Below are 19,487 nucleotides of genomic sequence, written 5' to 3'. Positions count from 1 at the left end.
AAACACAATTAAGAGGTACTTTAATATAGAAGTAAGTCGCTAATTATAAATAATGAATATTAAATGAAGAAATGGAACTGGAGGCAGAAAAAGTGAGATTAAGATTCAAAAAAAGTTTTACAATGGCAGTTTTAGTATTGGTGATAACAAATGTATTAATAACTTCTCCCGTGTCAGTTAGTGCGAATCCAAATATAGATACAAACTCAGCTATCCTTGTAGATGCTACCTCTGGAAAGATCTTATTCCAAAAAAATATAAATGAATTATTAAAAGTTGCTAGCATGTCAAAAATGATGAGTGAGTATTTAGTTCTCGAGGCTATTAAAAATGGGGCAATATCTTGGGAACAGGTCGTTCCTATAAGTGACCTCGTTCGTGAAATATCACATAATAATAATCTTTCCAACGTTTATTTACGGCAAGATGAAACATATACAGTTAAAGAACTTTATGAGTCAGTAGCTATATATTCAGCTAATGGTGCTACGATGGCATTAGCAGAGCTAATTGCTGGATCAGAAGAATCATTCGTTAACATGATGAATGATAAATCAATGCAATTGGAATTAGGGGAGTATGGAGTTGATTATAAATTTGTTAACTCTACAGGTCTACCGAACCAATATCTTTTAGGGAAGCACCCGGAAGGAACGACAGAAAATGATGAGAATGAATTAACGGTTAGGGCAACTGCGAAGTTAGCTTTTCATTTACTAAAAGATTATCCAGAAGTTCTAGAGACAGCTAGTATTGAAAGAAATATTTTTAAAGAAGGAACAGAGGACTTTATCCAAATGGATAATTGGAATTGGATGCTCCCTGGTTTAGTTTATGGATACCCGGACGTAGATGGTTTGAAAACGGGATATACTGCTCAAGCTGGATATAGCTTTACTGGAACTGCTGAAAGGGATAACGTTCGATTAATTACAGTTGTAACAAAGACAAGCTCACTTGAAGAACGGTTTAGCGAGACTAAAAAACTATTAGACTATGGTTTTTCACAATTTTCAATAGAAGAACTTATCCCTAAAGGATATAGACCTGAGGGACAGGAAACCGTTGGAGTTTCGAAAGGGAAAGAACATGAAGTTGCTGTTATTACTGACGAAAGTCTAATAAGTTTCGTGCGTGTAGGAGAAAGAGACAAATATATTCCTGTAGTTACTTTTGACCAAGAACGTTTAAACGAGAATGGCGAGCTAATTGCTCCTGTAGAAAAAGGAGAGAAAATAGGAACGATATCGTTAGAGTATGTAGGAGAAAATGATTATGAATTTATAGATAGTAATTATATTGCCCAAGTAGATGTAATAACAAATGAAGCGATTGAAGAGGCAGGTTTCTTTAGCTTGGTTCTTCGTTCAGTAGGTGGATTTTTCTCAGAACTATGGGTAACTCTTTATAACACAATTAAAGGTTGGTTCTAATCATCTGAGAGGTACATCTAAGTCTAGATGATACCTCTCTATTTCTTTCCTAGAAGGAGAGTGAAATAGAATGAAAGTATTATTATTTTTAGTAACACTACTTATCTTCAAAATTTTAATTTTCAGCCAAAATGATTGGTTTTTATATCTGAAAGCTGGTGAATGGATAGAATTAAAAAGACTAATCGGCAATGAATTAATAATTGTCTTATTAATAACCATGGGACTTATGATAATGCAAAATCTATTCTCATTTCTACCATTTTTAGTTCTCACCATGTTCAATATTTGGTTATTTGGTTTCTTTTATGGGTATCTTTGGAGTTTAGCCGGAAATATTATCGGGTCTGTGATTGTATTTTATATAGCGAGGTATTTTTCACAAGGGAAGATCTTTAAACACAATCATTTGAAAATAAAGAAAACGATTGAAGAGAATGGGTTCCTAGTTATTTTAGTGAGTCGCATTACACCTGTAATTCCGTCTAGTATTATAAATATTTCATGTGGAATGAGTAATATAAAAACAAAAGATTACGTACTTAGTACTATGTTTGGTCACGCTATCTTTGTATTTGTACTATCTATTTTATCTATTGGACTGATTTCATTTGAGGAACAATATATTGTATATCTATTCTTATTCCTTATTGTTGTAGGTATTACAGCGTTAAAAATAAAAAGAAAAGTCTCTTGGTTAAATGTTTAGTTACTAGGTAGAATAGTGTTTAAAAAACGTAGCTTACTCTTGAAGAGGCTACCCATTATAACAATCTAACTAAATGAATGCACAAATCGTCAATGGATTTGTGCATATAACCTGAAGAGGATCTTTTATGATTTTAAGTAGGGTTCCTGATAAATAACATGAAGGCCAGGGCTATTAAAGCAATAGAGGGTAAGAGGACTTCTTCCTGTTGTGCAAATATTTTACTATTACAGGTTGTCTATTGCTCAGTTCACTTTTGTTTAGTTAATTTCATTTTCTAACTCGATAAGAGAAAAAGACAGCAATGCTTATTAAAAGAAAGAGAACAATTCCTGCTATAAGCCAGCGATGAGGATCCGAGATAAAACAACTTCTTCTCCCGCAGTCCACTCTGTACGGTGACTAATCCTATCATCAGCTACAAAAAAATGAGCGTGATTCTCGTCGTAATGAAAATAGCCCTGATCATCAAGTCCTCCAGTTTGTAACACGATACCATTTACATCATAAACGGTCACAGTTGTTCGTGTTGAAAAACGACTATCATCATATACAACCCGAATTTCTCCTGGTTCTAAAGGTTCTATTACTAACCTATGTGCATGAGTGGTGGAAGGATTCGTAATGAGTATAATTGTTAATAACAACAAACTTATAATAAACAATCTGTCCATGGCTACACACCTCAACCTTTGGAATCCTATAGGGAACGGGGGAAATTAGGACTGTGTCCCAGTCCTTTATATTCAGTTGGATTTTGCGGATCAATAGTTGCCCCTGTTTCAGCAGCGATAATCATGTCGAATTCATTTGGGTGATGCTCTGTAAATATCATATAAGTTCCTTTTTCTTCAATTTTGAACGAATAAAACGACTGATCCAAATTCAACAGTATTTCGTAAACAACTCAAAATGGTCATTTTCCGCTACTTCAATGGCAGTTGATTTGATAAGGTGAGCAGCATGATGTTCTAGGTCTTTAATATTTTTATTTTTCCTCATAGTCTCATCCTCGAATCATTTTGATTAAGTTCTAAGGAATAAGTACCAGGATCAAAATTATAAAGCGCAGACCATTCATAAGGAAGATCGTCGTGATGATCAATTTCTGATTCTTCATTGGGAGGGGCATCAGTGTCTTTTGTTGCAGATGGTCGTGATCGTCCTCATTTTCGACTGCAAGCTCGTTTTATTCAGTCTCGATCCTATGTATTCCCCTTCATTTGTTGATATTTCATCGTCCCTATCTGAACAAGCTGTTATGAACCCAAAGAGAACTAAACCACCAATAGACAACATTACACTTTTTTTCACCGTTCTTCTCCCCCAATGTAAATTGAACCATTTAACTCAGAGATTGGTTATTGATGATTTTAAAAGTTATGATGAATTGAAATTATGAATATTATCTTGAAAAAGCAGTATCATACACAGGTAATTAGGAAATTAGATAAAGTGTTTTGATTTCTATAATTTAAAAAGGGGTCACCAGATAACAACTTTTCATTACAGATATTTATATAGAAACTATGAAGAAAGCAAGGCAATCTATTGAACAAAAATCATTTAATATTTGCTTTTGTGATTGGAATCACTTTTGTCGTATAATCCTCCTTTTATACTTACATTTATAAAGAACTAGGAGGGAAATAGATGAATAGAAAAATTTGCTTTATACTCATGATTTTGACGATTTCACTTTTGCTTGCTGCTTGTGGACAGAACGCTGAAAGCGTGGTAAATAACGAAGAAAATGCTAATGCAGAAAACAAGTTGAACGATGGTATGGAAGAGACAGAAAAACAAGTGGACGTGGGGGAAGCGGATATCGAAGAAGAGTACATTGTTGTAGTCGGAAATGAAAAGGATGGAACTATGTCTGTCATTTACTATCCAGAAGGAAGGCAAGAGCTTGTTTACCTTGATGGGGAAGCACATAATCTAGAAGTCAATGTCGAGTCTCAGTTAATTTGGGTAACTATTAATCCGCCACATGAGGATAATGAAGATGAGAAACATAGTCATAACCATGAAGATGATGGTAACGAAGAACAAGATAAGGTAAAACAAGAAATGATTGTAGCATATGATATAAACACGTTAGAAAAAGTGGAAGAACATCAGGTAGGGAGTCACCCAGCTCATGTAACGACTACAGAGAATGGTGAGATCGTTGTCGTAACAAATTCTGGTGATAATTCTGTCACGGTTATTAATAGAAAGACAGATGAAGTTGTTAATGTAGAAGTGGGAGAATATCCACATGGAGTAAGGATATCGCCCGATCAACAAAATGCTTATATAGCGAATATGCAAAGTGCTGATGTTAGCATTATTGACTTACAATTGAATGAAGAAGTTAATCGAGTTCATGTAGGAGAGGGTGCTGTTCAAACTGGATTTTCCCATGACGGAAAGTATGCCTTTGTTGGATTGCATGTTGATAACCAACTAGCTGTTATTAATACGTCAACGCAAGAAGTAATCAAACACATTGATGTCGGAGTAGGTCCGGTACAAATGTTTGCTAGTTACGACAATCAATATGTCGTTGTTGCAAATCAAGGAAGTGAAGAGAACCCATCAGACACGATCTCTATTATAGGACTAGATACATTAGAAGTTGAAAAGGTGGTTCCGTTAGGAAAAGGGGCACATGGTATTGTTATTTCTAAGGATAGCCAATATGCCTTTGTTACAAATATGTTTGAAGACACGGTTTCCGTTGTTGATTTAAAAACGTTAGAAGAAGTAAAACGATTAGATGTAGGGGAATACCCTAATGGTATTTCTATAAACTAGAGGAAAAGCCTTAAGAAGTTGTAGGTAAACTTTTTAAGGCTTTTCTTTGTTCGACCTTTTTTAAAATCTAACCAATTTAATGATTGTTTACTTCCTATGGAGTTTCAAGGGTTAAAGAATTAGATTTGAGGCAAGAATTATTTGTGAAACTCTCGCATAGGAAGTGATTGATTTATGCAAGAACTAATTTTAAATATTAAGAAAAAATCAGTCTTCGTAAAATTACAACCAGAATTAATAAAGGATCTTTCCCTGACTTTTTTCTTTGCATTTTCGATGATCATGTTTGAAATTTTTTTAACACGTTTGTTTGCAGTTATTTTTGATTACAATTATGTATTTCTTGTCATCTCGTTAGCTACATTAGGAATTGGAATTGGAGGATATTTTGCTTATCAGTTTCCTATACTTTTCCGTAGTCTATATCCACTTGCACTATGTGGGCAAGGTGTTTTGCTAATAGGTGTAACGTCATTAATTTATCTTACGCCATTTCAAGGCATCACCTTTTACTCCATTCTCTCAACAGTACCATTTTTGTTTACTGGTTATATTTTAGCTAGTATTTTTCAAAAATTACATACTAAAGTTCATGTTGTTTATTTCATCGATTTAGTCGGAGCAAGTTTGGGTGCGAGTTTTGCCATCCTCTTGATGAATCATTTATCCCCTATTCTAATGATATCTATGTTATCACTTGCTTTATTTTTAGTTGGGAGTATTCTGGTATTTACTCATTTAAAAAAAGCTGCAAAAGTTATGTTAATCATGATACTAGCCTTATTGATAATAAATATATTTTCTCCTTTTTTAACAACGGACCGTTTTTTGTCTTATCAAACAAGTCCATATACAACGTTTTCTGAACAAGAGGGAAACATTATCTATTCTGAATGGGATTCATTTTCACGCACTGATGTTTACGATGCAAAAGACGGAGATTTTTTGTATATGACGATAGACGGAGGTGCTGTTTCTTCGATTTCTCGTTTTGACGGAGACCTAAATACAGTAGACTATTTGCAAATGAATACAAGTGATTTAGCTTTTCAGAATCCAAAAGAAAAAGAGAGGGCATTGATTATTGGAAGTGGTGGTGGACAAGAAGTCTTATCTGCTGAAATGGCAGGCTATTCCAAGATTGAAGCTCTAGACATAAATAAAGGTAGCTTTAACGCCATTCATTCACTTCGATCATTTGCTGGGGATGTATTTGAACGAGATGGTGTCGAAACGATTGTAGCTGATGGTCGAAATTATATTCGTGAGACAACAAATACTTATGATTTGATATTCCTTTCACTGGTAACAAAGCAATCTGATAGTGGACTAGGGTTAGCCTTAACGGAAAATTTCATTTATACGAATGAAGCGTTACGTGACTATTTTAATAAACTCAAAGAAAATGGCCAACTTTCATTTCTACTTCACGACGAAAAGGAGCTAGCTAAAGTCATCCATAGTGCAGAAAGCTATTATCAAGAAAGGGGAATTCCATCTAATGAAATTAAAAATCACATAGCCGTTGTCGGTAGTCAACACATTTTTGGTCATGTAGTAGCCGAGCCGGGAAGCATCGAACGGCCACTGCTTATTTTGAAAAAGCATCCATTTACAGAAAAGGAAGCGACGAAACTTTTCGACTCTGCCGCGAATATCGCACAGCTCCCTTTACATGTTCCATATAGATTTGATCACTACAAAGATTTAGCAAACAGGCTTCATGATACGGCCATCCCTTTTAAAGCAAACCGAGATGCTCAACCTTTCTTTTTTCATAAGAATGATGGGATTCCTTCTTTTTTATGGATTGGTTTGATTCTTATAAGTCTTGGCACTTCTGTAATGAGTTTAATTTATCGAAAGCAAGTTCCAGTTGGAAGCATGGTTTATTTCAGTGGGATTGGAATCGGTTTTATGCTTATTCAAGTAACGCTGATACAACGCCTGACATTGCCTCTAGGGCATCCTACTTGGGCATTTGTTATCGTATTAACAACACTTCTTATTTCCGGTGGAATTGGAAGTGCCTATTCGACTAAATGGAAAAGAGAAGAGGATAGAAGATTTGTCCCAATATTACTTGTGGCATTTCTAACATCTGTCGTGTATCTATTAATTCATTTTTACTATCAGTCTGAGCTGGCACTCTCCACATTTCAAAGAACCTTGCTTGTCATTACTATGCTTATCCCAGTAGGTTTTTTTATAGGAATGCCATTTCCATATGGGATGAGTAGGCTTAAAAAGCATCAAATTTCAATTAGTTGGGGGATCAACGGTTTAATGACGGTTGCCGGTTCAATAGTAGCAGCCATGTTATCTTTAACGTTTGGAATGAATCTTACAATAATAGTAGGGATTGTTGTTTATCTCTTGTTATTTATTTTTCAACCTCTGTTAAAAATGTAAATCAGAAATGTGATTTTTCCTTAGCCAGAATTAAATTCTGGCTCTTATTGGTGCGCCCAGCATGGGTGCAATCTATAGGGTGAGAGTCCCGAGCCGTGAAGGCAGAAGTAACGGTTAGCTTAACGCAAGGGTGTCCATGGTGACGTGGAATCTGAAGGAAGCGAGCGGCAAATCTCCGGTCCGAGGAACACGAACTTCATACGAGGCTAGGTATCATTGAGTGAGTTTGCCAAACAAAACAAAGCCCTTTCTGCCGAAGGTGATACAGAGTAAATGAAGCGGATAGATGGAGGGAAAGATTGCACCCTTACCTGGGGAGATCTGACTGATAAGCCAAGCACTCTTGGTAACCTATTTAGTGATAAATAGTTGAACAGTCAGAAGTCAGCAGAAGCCATAGTACCATGCATTATAGTGTGCATGGGAAGGGCTGAATCATAGAAGGAGAATGAGCACTTTGCGTACGCAGCGTTTGATGAAGCAGAAACAGACAATCCTTCCTAATTGGAGGAAGTGGTGAATCCACGGGGGACATTAGAAGGGCTGAAAACGGTTGCCACACAAGAAGAATGACTCATTCACGTAGGAGACTGATATCATGTTGGAACGAATTCTATCACGTCAAAATTTGAAAAACGCTCTGGAAAGAGTGGAGCGCAATAAAGGAAGTCATGGTGTCGATGGGATGAGCGTAAAAGACCTACGACCTCATCTCAAGGAACATTGGGCAACCTTACGAGCAGAGATTGAACAGGGTACCTACTTCCCACAACCTGTCCGTCGAGTCGAAATCCCGAAACCGAACGGTGGAGTAAGGAAATTAGGAATCCCGACAGTGATAGACCGTTTTCTACAACAAGCGATTGCACAGGTATTAAATGAGTCGTACGACTCATCCTTTTCCCCACACAGCTATGGGTTTCGCCCAAATAAACGTGGTCATGATGCCGTCCGAAAAGCAAGAACCTTCATACAACAAGGTTATCGGTGGGTAGTGGACATCGACTTAGAGAAATTCTTTGATAAAGTCAATCATGACAGACTTATGAGAACACTGAGCCAAAGGATAACGGATTCGAGAGTCCTGCAACTCATACGAAGATATTTACAAGCTGGTGTAATGGAAAGAGGTCTTGTAAGCCCCAACACAGAGGGTACACCACAAGGTGGCCCACTCAGTCCACTCTTATCTAATATTGTGTTAGACGAATTAGATAAAGAACTGGAGAAAAGGGGAATCCCTTTCGTTCGTTATGCAGATGACTGTAATCTCTTTGCACGCTCGAAAAGAGCCGGAGAGCGTATGATGCAGAATATCACAACGTTTATCGAAACGAAACTTAAACTAAAAGTGAACCGGGAGAAGAGTGCAGTAGACAGACCATGGCGAAGAAAGTTCTTAGGCTTCACCTTCACCTTCCATCCTGAACCCAAAATCAGAATCTCCAAACAGAGTATTCAACGACTAAAACAACGAATACGTGAGTTAACTTCAAGAAGGAAGTCCATAAGTATGAGGGACAGGTTGGAGAAGTTAAACCGGTACTTAGTTGGATGGTTAGGATATTATCAATTAGCGGAGACTCCATCCATCTTTAGTAAGATTGACAGTTGGATACGAAGAAGATTGAGGATGATTAGGTGGAAAGAATGGAAGAAGATAGGTACGAAACATAAGAACCTAACGAAGTTAGGTATAAATAAATTCAAGGCATGGGAGTGGGCAAATTCTAGGCTTGGATATTGGAGAATAGCCAAAAGTCCAATACTAGATAGAGCCCTTGACAACCAATACTGGTTAAATCAAGGGCTCAAGAGTCTACATCTAAGATATCAAATTTTACGTCAGACTTAGATGAAACCGCCGTATACGGATCCGTATGTACGGTGGTGTGAGAGGTCGGGGGTTAGTCACCCCCTCCTACTCGGTTGTTATTGACATACCTTACTAGGGTAATGTAACTTTAGTTAGAATACATTGTTAAAACAAACAAGGTGGGAAGAATAGATGAGTCAAACAGAGAAACTTGTTAAACTTGCTGTGAATGCTGGGATATCCTTTGGGGCAAAGTTAAATGCAAAACAATTACGAGTTCTAGCTGAATATATGAATGATGATCAAGAATTGGAATTAACAACGTTTCAACAGCTCTATATTGATGTGTCTGAAAATAAACTGGAGTTAGTAAAAGGAAAATTTAAAGAAGCTGGTTTAATCTGTTATCCGGTTGGAAGTTTTGTTAAAAGCCTTCGTACCTGTAATTTTTGTAAAGGATCGGAGGAAGAAGGGATGCCGGTAGCTATCGAGTTAAATAAACGAATTGCGGGAAGGGAAGTGCCTTTTACCCTCAAACCAGCATATACGGGATGTCGAGTTGGTTGTGGTGAACCATTAATCAATGACATTGGGATTATTAAAGTAGGTACAAATGAGTTCGATTTATACATCGGTGGCAAAAGCAAGGGAGCAGATGCTAAGGTAGGTACATTGTTCAAGAAACAACTAGTACCTGAACAATTATATGCGATGGTGGATGATATACTAGATCTTTATCACGAATTTGGAAAAAAAAGAGAACCGTTTTTCAAGTTTATTAATCGATTCGGCTTTGAAAATTTACAGCAGCAAGTTCTTAAAAAAAGATAAATGATAATCAAAAATTCAATCTACTGAAAGTAATAAGCTGTTGACAGGATTTAGGAAGAAATAGGTTCAGCTAAGGGTGCGCTACTTATTACGTAGCGCACTTGTTTTTACCTAGCCATTGGTATTCACTTCTTATCTTTAGCTTTACTATAATTATGCACCCATAGCAAAGGCGCGACACTCTTGAGCACAATGTAAGCACATTTGACCACATCGTTGTAAAACTTCGTCTGGGTGATGTAAACAGTGGTTCCCGCAAACTTCACAAATATGGGCACATAACGAAGCAAGAGATTTAGCGAAGACGCTACAACGGGCCATATATTTAGCAGTTAACGTACAAATATCAGCGCAGTCTCTAAGTAATCGCAATTGCTCTTTTCTGTGACTTGAGCTGTCCATTTGCAAAATAGAATACTCGGTAAATTCACAAATAGCTTCACAATGTTGAACCGTTTCAAGTGCTCTGTGTTGTGACATGTGGTTTTCCATATGATAAGACATAGTATGATTCAATTTAATTCCTTAAATTAAAAAAACTTATATCACAAGTTCATCGTATGTCTAGTTGATTACCTATGCTTTAGGCATTAGTCTAATTTTTAGGGTTTTACGAGTTCCAAACGGGCAGCTATTTAATTTCTCAGTATGATAAGATAAAAAACTAACGCAGTCTTCCTGGTCTCGATACTGCTTCGTTATTTTCAAGAATAACCTTTTCCATTCCATCATATTTTCATCACAATTTTTTTATATTCTTTTCTTGTGATGGATATACAATTATGAGGAGGAAATGGAATGAAAATGAAGTTGGCTTTATTTGTATTAGTTGCAACCATGACAATTAGTACTCCTGCTTTTGCTAGTGGAAACGGAGTTGCGGATTGTGCGCAAATGTCGAAGGGACAACATGTAGCTATGTGTGCACAAAAAATGGAAGGCGGGGTTTCTGACTGTGCCACTGCTCCTGAATGCCCTATGACAAGTGGATGTACGAATTAATGAACCAGGATGGTTAGTCAATAAAACATTTAGTATCATAAAAGTTTTTAAGGAGATTTCCTTGTATGAATACTGGTTAAATGAAAATAATAACAAATTAGACTCGAGGTCTTTCAATCCTCGAGTTTCTTCTTGCTATCTCTATGAAATTCCATTGACACTTGTAAGGAATCTGTTTGTTGTTTTTTTTCTCACTATGAACCTAGTTTCATGGATATTACGTAGTTTTTATTTTTACTTTTCATCATAAATCTATCACATTTTTCCGCTATAGTAAGAACGCTTGATTATAAAAGTAGGAGATAAGATGATGAATTATATTTTTGAAAGTTACAGTTACCAAGAGCTATGGAATATAGGGTGGCTTATCCTTATTTTTCTTATTACATTTTTTTATTTCTATGCCACTAAAAAAGTTGCTAATAGGACCAGTAAAGGAAAAGCCGTATCGTTTGTTATAGGAGTATGGTTTTTTTATGTTGCAGTAGGAAGTCCACTTCACTTAATCGGACACAATTATTTGTTTAGTGCTCATATGCTTGAACAAGCAATAGTCTATTTTGTGGCACCACCATTGATTCTTATAGGACTACCTAATCAGTTAATTAAGCATCCTACGAGCTCCAGTTTACTAAGCAGGGGATTATTAGGAGTATTGAGCAAACCGATCATCGCATCGCTTTTATTTAATGGATTATTTTCCCTATACCATTATCCAAGTCTATTTGACTATTTACGTTTGAACCATCTATATCAATCTGTGTATCATTTAATTCTCACAATATTAGCTTTTACAATGTGGTTATCTATTCTTCATTCCAAAAGTAACTACGAGTTATCTGAATTGAAAAGTGTAGGCTACATTTTCTTAAATAGTGTATTAATTACACCGGTTTGTGCTTTAATTATCTTTTCTAATAACGTACTTTATACAACCTATATAAATGCTCCTCAATTGATCTCGTTCTTATCAATAAAAGATGATCAACAACTTGGAGGGATTGTAATGAAGCTGATTCAAGAGGGGGTATTTATTACAATCATTGGAATACTTTTTTTCCGGTGGGTAAAAAAAGAAAGAAAAAAAGAAAATGTAGAAATGCCAAATGAGGCTGCTTCATAAAATTGTTTACTATAAAGCGAGGTTTGTAATATGTATGATGTATTTAATTCTATTAGTCGATTATTATATGAGCCCTTAATTCAACTCATGTATGGTTTTGAACATATTCCGCTTTTAGCAGCGCTTGTTATTGGAATTCTAGCAGCTGCTGCACCGTGTCAATTCACCGGAAATGTAGGTGCCATTACACTTTATGGGAATCGGTCTATCCAAAAAGCTATTCCATGGTCAGAAGTCATATTCTTTCAACTTGGGAAAGTCGTTGTTTTTTCGGGGTTAGGATTACTAGTGTGGATATTAGGTTCTGAATTTCAACAAGAACTAATTGGTTACCTTCCATGGATACGTAAAATACTTGGGCCCATTTTTATCATAATCGGTCTTTATTTAGTTGGACTCATCACATGGAAATGGTCTATCGGTCTAAAACAAAAAGAAGCTGGTGATAAAAACAGAGGAAAATGGGGGGCATTTCTTTTAGGAAGTAGTTTTTCATTAGGGTTCTGTCCAACCATGTTCTCAATCTTTTTCTTTTTGTTAATGCCGCTAACCCTTTCTACTTCATACGGATTCATCTTACCAACTGTGTTTTCGTTTGGTACATCGATTCCTTTGTTCATTACAATGTATCTCATCTGGACTTTTGGATTAAACGGGACACTTTTGAAAAAAGGAAGAAACATCGGAAAATGGATCCAGCGAGTTGCAGGGGGCTTTCTGATCATCCTTGGGATTTTAGATACGATAACTTATTGGGGGATTTAAGAAAGTATGTGTTGCATTAAACCATGATCTAATTCCAAAGGAGATTTATATTTTATATTTTTTTCTTCAAAATTTCAACACAATTACCTTTTATAATATAAATAGATTTAAAAATTAGGAGGTATTTGACTATGGAAAATTTAGCTTATTATCTTCCACTATTATTATGTCCTTTAATGTTAGTGATGTTATTTTTCTTTATGAAAAGGATGTCTGATGGAAATAACAGTAATAAGAGTGAACCAAACGGAAAAGATTTACAAAAAAATATGAATCACTTAATGGAACAAAATCAAAAGTTGATGAAGGAAATTGATTCTTTAAAAAGGTCACAATAATGGAGGGGAGTACGTTTGGAGGAATTATCAATTTTTATTCCGATCATACTTTTATTCTTACTAATAATTGCGATGATGATTCACTCTTATGCTACTATCAAAAGAAAACCAGAGGGTTATGAATTTTTGATTAATAAACAGAATGACCCCTTCGATAAACGGGAAAAAAGTAACTAACCTTATTGTAAGTTTATCCCGCTTAACAAACTCACAATAGGTCTAAATTATAGTAAGATCAATCGGTGGAGGAGGCTTTTAATTGAGTTGCCTCCATTTTCTTCTTTTCAAGTAGATTTGTGTAAAAAAATATTTTATAAGTAAGATTCTTTATATAGAAAAGAGGGAGAACATGGACACTAAAATTCTAATTGTTGATGACGAATGGAATATGAGAAATCTAATTCGAATTCATTTATCCAAGCAAGGATATAACATAGTGGAAGCTGTGAATGGGAAAGAAGCGCTTAAAGAAATGAAATGTCATTCTTTTCAACTTATTATTTTAGATGTAATGATGCCAGAGATGGATGGTTGGGAAGTGTGTGAAGAAATTAGAAAAGAAAATTTGGCTTTGCCTATATTAATGTTAACAGCTAGAACGGAGACAACGGACAAGGTGAAGGGACTCGATATTGGAGCGGATGATTATTTAACTAAACCTTTCAAACCAGAAGAACTTATCGCACGAGTGAATGCACTTTTAAGAAGAGCTGTTGTAAATCAAACAACGCAAATAAAACAACTCCATTTCCACGAGCTGAAAATGGATGTGGATGATCATAAAGTTTTTGTTCAAGACAATCCTGTTCATTTAACCCCTAAAGAATTTGAGTTATTAAAATTATTACTCTTGAATCCTAAGCAAGTGTTTAACCGAGACCAGTTACTTTTGAAAATTTGGGGAGTGGATTTTCTCGGAGATGAAAGAACGGTTGATTCTCACATAAAAAGTATTCGGTTGAAATTAAAGAAAGAAGGGCTGAGCTTTACTATCATCGAAACGGTTTGGGGTGTCGGCTATAAGTTAAAGGAAATAGACACATGAGATGGAATCGAATTGATGTAAAATTAGGGCTGACGATGATTACCGTTTTTTTATTAGTTTTCGCACCTTTTGTTTATGTCATTGATCAGGTTTTTTGTAATTATTATTACAATAAGGCAAAAGAGGAAGCTCATCAATTAACGTCAAATTATGCCCAGATGATAGCGAATAATCAAATGTTAATGTCAACGCCAATGGTTGAAATGGCAGGAAATATTACACAAAAAAAAATCTTCTTACTAGACGAAGATGGAGATATGATCACGTTTACAGGTACGGATGATCTGGAAATAAACATTAAAGAGTTCGACTTGCAAAACCTTTTTGAAGGAAGGCCTGTTTTCTATGAATACGTAGAACCGTTCACTGACATTCCTTATCTTTTGTATGGTCATCCAATAAATGCTGATCAATTCAAAGGTAGTCTGTTCATGTTATTTCCACTTAATGATATGTATGATTCGATGTCTACGGTAAGACAGTTGTTTCTTCTTGCTGGTGTTGGAGGTTTCTTTCTAGCTCTTGGGTTTACATTTATTGCTTCACGAAAGCTCTCGTCACCTTTACTTGAAATGCAGGCTGCAACAAAAAAGATTGCCAAAGGGGATTTAAATACAAAAGTGATTGTACGATCAAAAGATGAAATCGGTTCTCTTGCTGTTGGCATTAACAACCTAACTCAGGAACTAAAGAGGCACCATGATACAAGAAGTGAATTCTTTGCTAGTATTTCTCATGAGTTAAAGACACCGGTTTCATATTTAATGGGTTATTCGGAAGTCTTGAAAGAAAAGCTGTATCAGACGGAGGAAGAAAAAGAACAGTATTTATCAATCCTTGAACATGAAGCAACTCGATTAAATTATCTTATATCAGACTTGTTTGATTTGTCGAAGATGGAAGAAGGGAAGTTTGACATAAATAAGGAGTGGATCGATTTAACAGAACTTGCCGATAACCTCGATATGAAATATTCATTAAAAGCAAAAGAAAAAGATCTTCTATTTACGGTTAAAGTGGATGAAAACCTTTCCTTGTTTTATGGAGATGGAAAACGAATAGAACAAGTTTTTACCAACTTATTGGATAATGCGATGAGGCATACGACTAACGGTGAGGTAACCTGTGAGTTCAGGCAAGGTGATAATCAAATTAACATCATTATCAAAGATACCGGATCAGGAATTCCAGCCGACGAACTTCCATTTATTTTTGATCGGTTTTACCGAGTAGAAAAATCTCGCTCAAGAGAATTCGGAGGGACCGGATTGGGATTAGCCATCGTTAAAATGTTAGTAAAGTTACACGGTGGTACAATAGATATAACGAGTAAGGAAAACGAAGGAACCCAATTTACTCTTTCTTTTCCTAACGATATTTGGAACAAGGAGAGGGGAGAAAAGATATGAAATGGATAGACTGGGTCATTGTTAGTCTGCTTTTGCTTATTGGGTTAGTTTGTTTAAGTATGTCCTTAACGTTAACGACGGACGAGAATTTTATCATCTCTCTCCTAAAAATTTGTCTTTGGGTAGGAATTCCATCTCTAACGATTGGACTAATTTTTCTGTTGTTCAAAAAAAGAAAGTAAGCAATTGTATGAGAAAAAATAGGGATGTGTGTATGGAGTGTGGACAAAAAAAGACTTACTAGCCGGTCTTATTCTCTTTCTGACAATATTCATTTCACTGGTAGACGGTACTGCGGTTGAAGCCCATTCAGAAATAAAAGAATAAGTCCGGGAATGAATGAAATATTGGACCATTCACCAGAACGTATTAGTGTTTTGTTTGCTGAACCTGTAGAAGTCTATTCAGAGTCTATTCGCTTAACCAATTCGATCGGATCAAACGTTCGAATCGGAAAAGCGGTGATTGATCCTACTGACAAACGTTTAGTAACATTACCGGTTGAAACTCTATTATCAGAGCAGGTATACATTAGAGATTTTCGCAATTGCCATGGATGGACATGAAATTAAAGAGCGTTTCCAATTTGAAATTAAAAAGGAACAAATTTCAGAATTAGATTATTGGAGAAATCTAACCCTCGTTCAATCCGCTCCAGCAGATGGGGAGATCGTACCAACTTCTCCAAACAAAATTGAACTATGGTTCTCTGATGAGATAGAATTAGAGGTTTTTGCGATCTATGATGATAATCAAAGTTTAGCACCGATAGGAGAAACTTATGTAAATCCAGCTGATGCTTCCCACTATATAATAGAGCTAGACAAGAAATTATCAAAAGGGACATATGAAATTAATTGGTACGTACGTAAAGATAACAAAAGTAAAAATGGAATTTTCTACTTCGCAGTGGATGAAGTCACATCTATTACCCCTCCAGAGGGAAAAAGAGTTTCAATGGGGGGATGGCAACATGTCGGATTGATTGAACTTGCTAGTTGGCTGTCCTATCTGGGTGTTTTCATCTTGTTTGGTAGTATGGTTTTTCAATTATTGATTTCAAAAGGTAGTGAAAACACAAACCGGTGGAACAAGATGAAACGGATCTTCTTCATCATGAGTGTTGTAGGGTTTCTACTACTTATTACAATTCGGAAGGATGAAATTACTAATATTTCAGTCGTGGAGTTTATTCAATTTCAATTTGTTTGGGGCATGGTCCTTCAACTTGTCCTTGTACTTATTGCATTTTTTCTTAGGTCGATGATAGGACAGGTATTATTGTTAGCTGGAACGATTATGATGTGGGCATTATCAGGTCATGCTGTATCAGATCGGTATGGTGGGCTTATCTCAATAACGTTAGATGCTTTGCATTTATTTTCTATTGCAATTTGGCTTGGTGGATTGTTTGCATTAATAGTCATGATACCTAAAGAGGAAGGTTTAAAATGGCTAAAAGAAAATGGACGAAAGTTCTCCAAATATGCACTTATAAGTATATTTATTATGAGTTTAACAGGGATAGGAATGCTATTGCGTTATCTTCCTTCTTTTACTATGGACAGTTTAATGATAAGTAGTTGGGGGCAGTTTCTCCTTTTTAAGGTGATTTTATTTCTAGTTATAACTTTTATAGGATTCTATCAAATGAGATTATTGAAAAGCGGTATTGATCATAATCATACATCTCTTACCGCTATCTTAGGAAGAACCGAACTCATTATTGGAATGAGTATTCTTTTCTTTGCAGCATCAATGATCAACACGTCACCCAAGGCTGCTGAACAAGGAATTTATCCCACAGATCTTTATTCTCCTGTTGATGTCTCTGTATCACTGACACCATTTCAGATGGGATATAATGATTTAATTATAAAATTTGATCAATCAGAAGATATAAAGAATGTTGATGTTGAGCTTTTTATGCCACCTTTTATGACCAGAACGATAACCGCGTTTTCGTTAGGGGAAGGGACTTTTCAAGTGACTGGTGGACTATTACATGGTTCTGGTACGACCTATTTAAATATTCATATTACTAAAACAAGTGGCGAAAACTTAATAATTCCATATGAAATACAAGTGCCCGGCGATATGTAATGCTTCATTTTGATTGCTGATACAGCTGTATAAAGAAAATGTCACGCTTCTCACAGAAAGGGTTCTTAGATTTTTCTCTAAGGGCCCTTCACTGGCTATGAATATGCTTCTCTCCACTGTTTACTTTTGTACATAGTCAGATAACTATACTTTTATTGGTAAATAATGTTAAAGTAATTAAAGATTATTTCTCTAGTAGTGTCAAAATGATGATGATTCTACCGCTATTCTCAAGATGTCATACAGCTAAGGTTATGTTTTTTATAAAACTCGGTTAATCCATTTGAGTGTGCGACCCTTAAAGAATTCTTGGTTTGAAAACTAGTTTTAGAAGAGGGGGAGAAGATTGAAGATAAGGGAAAAACATATTATTTTATTTATTGTCCTGTTCTTGACTGGTTTTATTTTAGTGGTGAATAATGAGTCTACAGATTCAGGTAACTTTGATCCTCTGAATAGATTGAATTCGACATGGGCACAGGAAAATGAACTTAGAAACCAAATCATCATGGAACAATCCTTAAACAAAATGCTTCAAGAGGAGTTAAGGTTATATCAATATCAGGTACGGGAACTTGAAGAAAACTTAAGCACCGTTAATGAAAAAAGTGAAGAAAAAGCAGAAAATTTGCTCGAAGACATAGAGAGGTTAAGAAAGATTGTAGGACAAGTGCAAGTAACTGGACCAGGAATTGAAATCTCATTAGAGGATTCAGACTATTTACCTAACGGGGCTAATCCGAATGATTACATTGTTCATGAAGGACATATCCAACAGGTGGTCCAAGAATTATATGTTGCTGGAGCGGAAGCAATTGCCGTAAATGGGTATCGCCTAAGACATTCATCATTTATTCAATGTATAGGGCCTGTAATAAGTGTAGACGGAAATATTTCATCAGCTCCTTTTATTATTACGGCGATTGGGGATGCTGATCATTTAGAAGCAGCTTTAACCCTACATGGCGGAGTTCAGCATCAGTTAATTAATGATGAAGTAACAGTAAGAATACAGAAAAAAACTAATATTCTATTAGACTCTTACCTAACAGAAGGTTGATTACATGTGTATAAAGATAGTAAACATATTAATTTATGTAAATATTGAGACACACGAACCTTGGATTCGCGTTTATACACAGTAGTTCTTTATTTTTTTCAAAACTAGCAAACTGTTTTCTTAGATGTATCAAAGTTTTATCACATTTATATTTTAAAATAAAAGTAACGAAGGATAGTTGAAATAAGAAATATATTATGACCGAATTGAGTAGCAAGGATAATTTGGATTTAATCTAAGGAATCATTTAGTTTAAATAATTGGAGGTGTTTAATCATGATGATGAACTGGGGAATGATGAATCTCGGTATGATTTTGTACATGATCTTAGTAATTCTTATATTAGGTTTAATCATTTATGGTGGATTGGTATTAGTCATGAGACTTTTAAATAAAAAGGATTCTAACAATAATTCTCAAGATTGGGACCAAGATACATCACTTCAAATTTTAAAAGAACGGTTTGCAAAAGGAGATTTAACGCAAAGTGAATTCGAACAAAAATATACGTATTTGAATCAATTTCATAAAGCTTAGTTCATTAATGTTACACGAAACCGATTTTGCTTTTAGCGTTTTTAAAATTGAATTAAGCTACTTGAATGTTCTCCTTGTTGGCAATGGATTTAGCTATACGAT

17 protein-coding genes are annotated in these 19,487 nt (G+C 35.5%); 16 read left to right on the top strand and 1 reads right to left on the bottom strand.

From position 1 onward, the window contains the following. The first annotated feature begins 92 nt into the window (after positions 1 to 92). Complete coding sequence (locus M3212_RS20365) at positions 93 to 1,433, top strand: serine hydrolase (protein WP_251195773.1); 1,341 nt, start codon at positions 93 to 95, stop codon at positions 1,431 to 1,433. Between the two features lie 70 nt (positions 1,434 to 1,503). After that, positions 1,504 to 2,142, top strand: a complete 639-nt coding sequence (locus M3212_RS20360) for a TVP38/TMEM64 family protein (protein WP_003322320.1) — start codon at positions 1,504 to 1,506, stop codon at positions 2,140 to 2,142. A gap of 335 nt (positions 2,143 to 2,477) precedes the next feature. Here M3212_RS20360 and M3212_RS20355 read toward each other — a convergent pair whose 3' ends face one another. Continuing rightward, positions 2,478 to 2,816 carry a hypothetical protein gene (locus M3212_RS20355; protein WP_251195772.1) on the bottom strand — a complete coding sequence of 113 codons (339 nt, stop codon included), beginning with the start codon at positions 2,814 to 2,816 and terminating at the stop codon, positions 2,478 to 2,480. 979 nt (positions 2,817 to 3,795) lie between these two features. Here M3212_RS20355 and M3212_RS20350 point away from each other — a divergent pair. From M3212_RS20350 to M3212_RS20290, 14 genes are all read left to right on the top strand, one after another. Next, complete coding sequence (locus M3212_RS20350; protein WP_251195771.1) at positions 3,796 to 4,944, top strand: YncE family protein; 1,149 nt, start codon at positions 3,796 to 3,798, stop codon at positions 4,942 to 4,944. Positions 4,945 to 5,118: 174 nt separating this feature from the next. Further along, positions 5,119 to 7,356, top strand: a complete 2,238-nt coding sequence (locus M3212_RS20345; RefSeq protein ID WP_251195770.1) for a spermine synthase — start codon at positions 5,119 to 5,121, stop codon at positions 7,354 to 7,356. A gap of 598 nt (positions 7,357 to 7,954) precedes the next feature. After that, positions 7,955 to 9,211, top strand: a complete 1,257-nt coding sequence (ltrA, locus tag M3212_RS20340) for a group II intron reverse transcriptase/maturase (protein ID WP_285874874.1) — start codon at positions 7,955 to 7,957, stop codon at positions 9,209 to 9,211. 153 nt (positions 9,212 to 9,364) lie between these two features. Next, positions 9,365 to 10,003 (top strand): nitrate/sulfite reductase, encoded by a 639-nt coding sequence (locus M3212_RS20335; RefSeq protein WP_003322291.1) that lies wholly within the window; start codon positions 9,365 to 9,367, stop codon positions 10,001 to 10,003. A 798-nt stretch (positions 10,004 to 10,801) separates the two neighbouring features. Then, positions 10,802 to 11,005, top strand: coding sequence for a hypothetical protein (locus M3212_RS20330; protein WP_003322288.1), 204 nt, complete (start codon positions 10,802 to 10,804; stop codon positions 11,003 to 11,005). Positions 11,006 to 11,315: 310 nt separating this feature from the next. Further along, entirely contained in the window at positions 11,316 to 12,128 is an 813-nt protein-coding gene (locus tag M3212_RS20325; RefSeq protein WP_003322287.1) for a cytochrome c oxidase assembly protein, read from the top strand. Between the two features lie 30 nt (positions 12,129 to 12,158). Beyond that, positions 12,159 to 12,893 (top strand): cytochrome c biogenesis CcdA family protein, encoded by a 735-nt coding sequence (locus tag M3212_RS20320; RefSeq protein WP_251195769.1) that lies wholly within the window; start codon positions 12,159 to 12,161, stop codon positions 12,891 to 12,893. Positions 12,894 to 13,024: 131 nt separating this feature from the next. Beyond that, positions 13,025 to 13,231, top strand: a complete 207-nt coding sequence (locus tag M3212_RS20315; RefSeq protein WP_003322284.1) for a hypothetical protein — start codon at positions 13,025 to 13,027, stop codon at positions 13,229 to 13,231. Positions 13,232 to 13,580: 349 nt separating this feature from the next. Then, positions 13,581 to 14,276 carry a response regulator transcription factor gene (locus M3212_RS20310; RefSeq protein WP_003322282.1) on the top strand — a complete coding sequence of 232 codons (696 nt, stop codon included), beginning with the start codon at positions 13,581 to 13,583 and terminating at the stop codon, positions 14,274 to 14,276. After that, the gene (locus M3212_RS20305; RefSeq protein WP_003322281.1) at positions 14,273 to 15,685 is read left to right on the top strand and encodes a sensor histidine kinase; all 1,413 of its coding nucleotides are present in this window, start codon (positions 14,273 to 14,275) and stop codon (positions 15,683 to 15,685) included. The genes M3212_RS20310 and M3212_RS20305 overlap by 4 nt, the downstream gene beginning before the upstream one ends. Positions 15,686 to 16,020: 335 nt before the next feature. Further along, positions 16,021 to 16,251, top strand: coding sequence for a copper resistance protein CopC (locus tag M3212_RS22325; protein WP_136445896.1), 231 nt, complete (start codon positions 16,021 to 16,023; stop codon positions 16,249 to 16,251). Beyond that, positions 16,238 to 17,788, top strand: a complete 1,551-nt coding sequence (locus M3212_RS20300) for a copper resistance CopC/CopD family protein (protein WP_251195768.1) — start codon at positions 16,238 to 16,240, stop codon at positions 17,786 to 17,788. The genes M3212_RS22325 and M3212_RS20300 overlap by 14 nt, the downstream gene beginning before the upstream one ends. 346 nt (positions 17,789 to 18,134) lie before the next feature. After that, entirely contained in the window at positions 18,135 to 18,848 is a 714-nt protein-coding gene (locus tag M3212_RS20295; protein ID WP_251195767.1) for a DUF881 domain-containing protein, read from the top strand. A gap of 276 nt (positions 18,849 to 19,124) precedes the next feature. Next, positions 19,125 to 19,385 (top strand): SHOCT domain-containing protein, encoded by a 261-nt coding sequence (locus tag M3212_RS20290; RefSeq protein WP_251195766.1) that lies wholly within the window; start codon positions 19,125 to 19,127, stop codon positions 19,383 to 19,385. Positions 19,386 to 19,487: the final 102 nt, after the last annotated feature.

The sequence above is a fragment of the Halalkalibacter oceani genome (assembly GCF_023715705.1).
GTDB classification, from domain to species: Bacteria; Bacillota; Bacilli; order Bacillales; family Bacillaceae_D; genus Halalkalibacter; species Halalkalibacter oceani_A.
The sequence above is the reverse complement of the archived record's forward strand: the minus strand, read 5'-3'. Positions and strand labels throughout refer to the sequence as shown.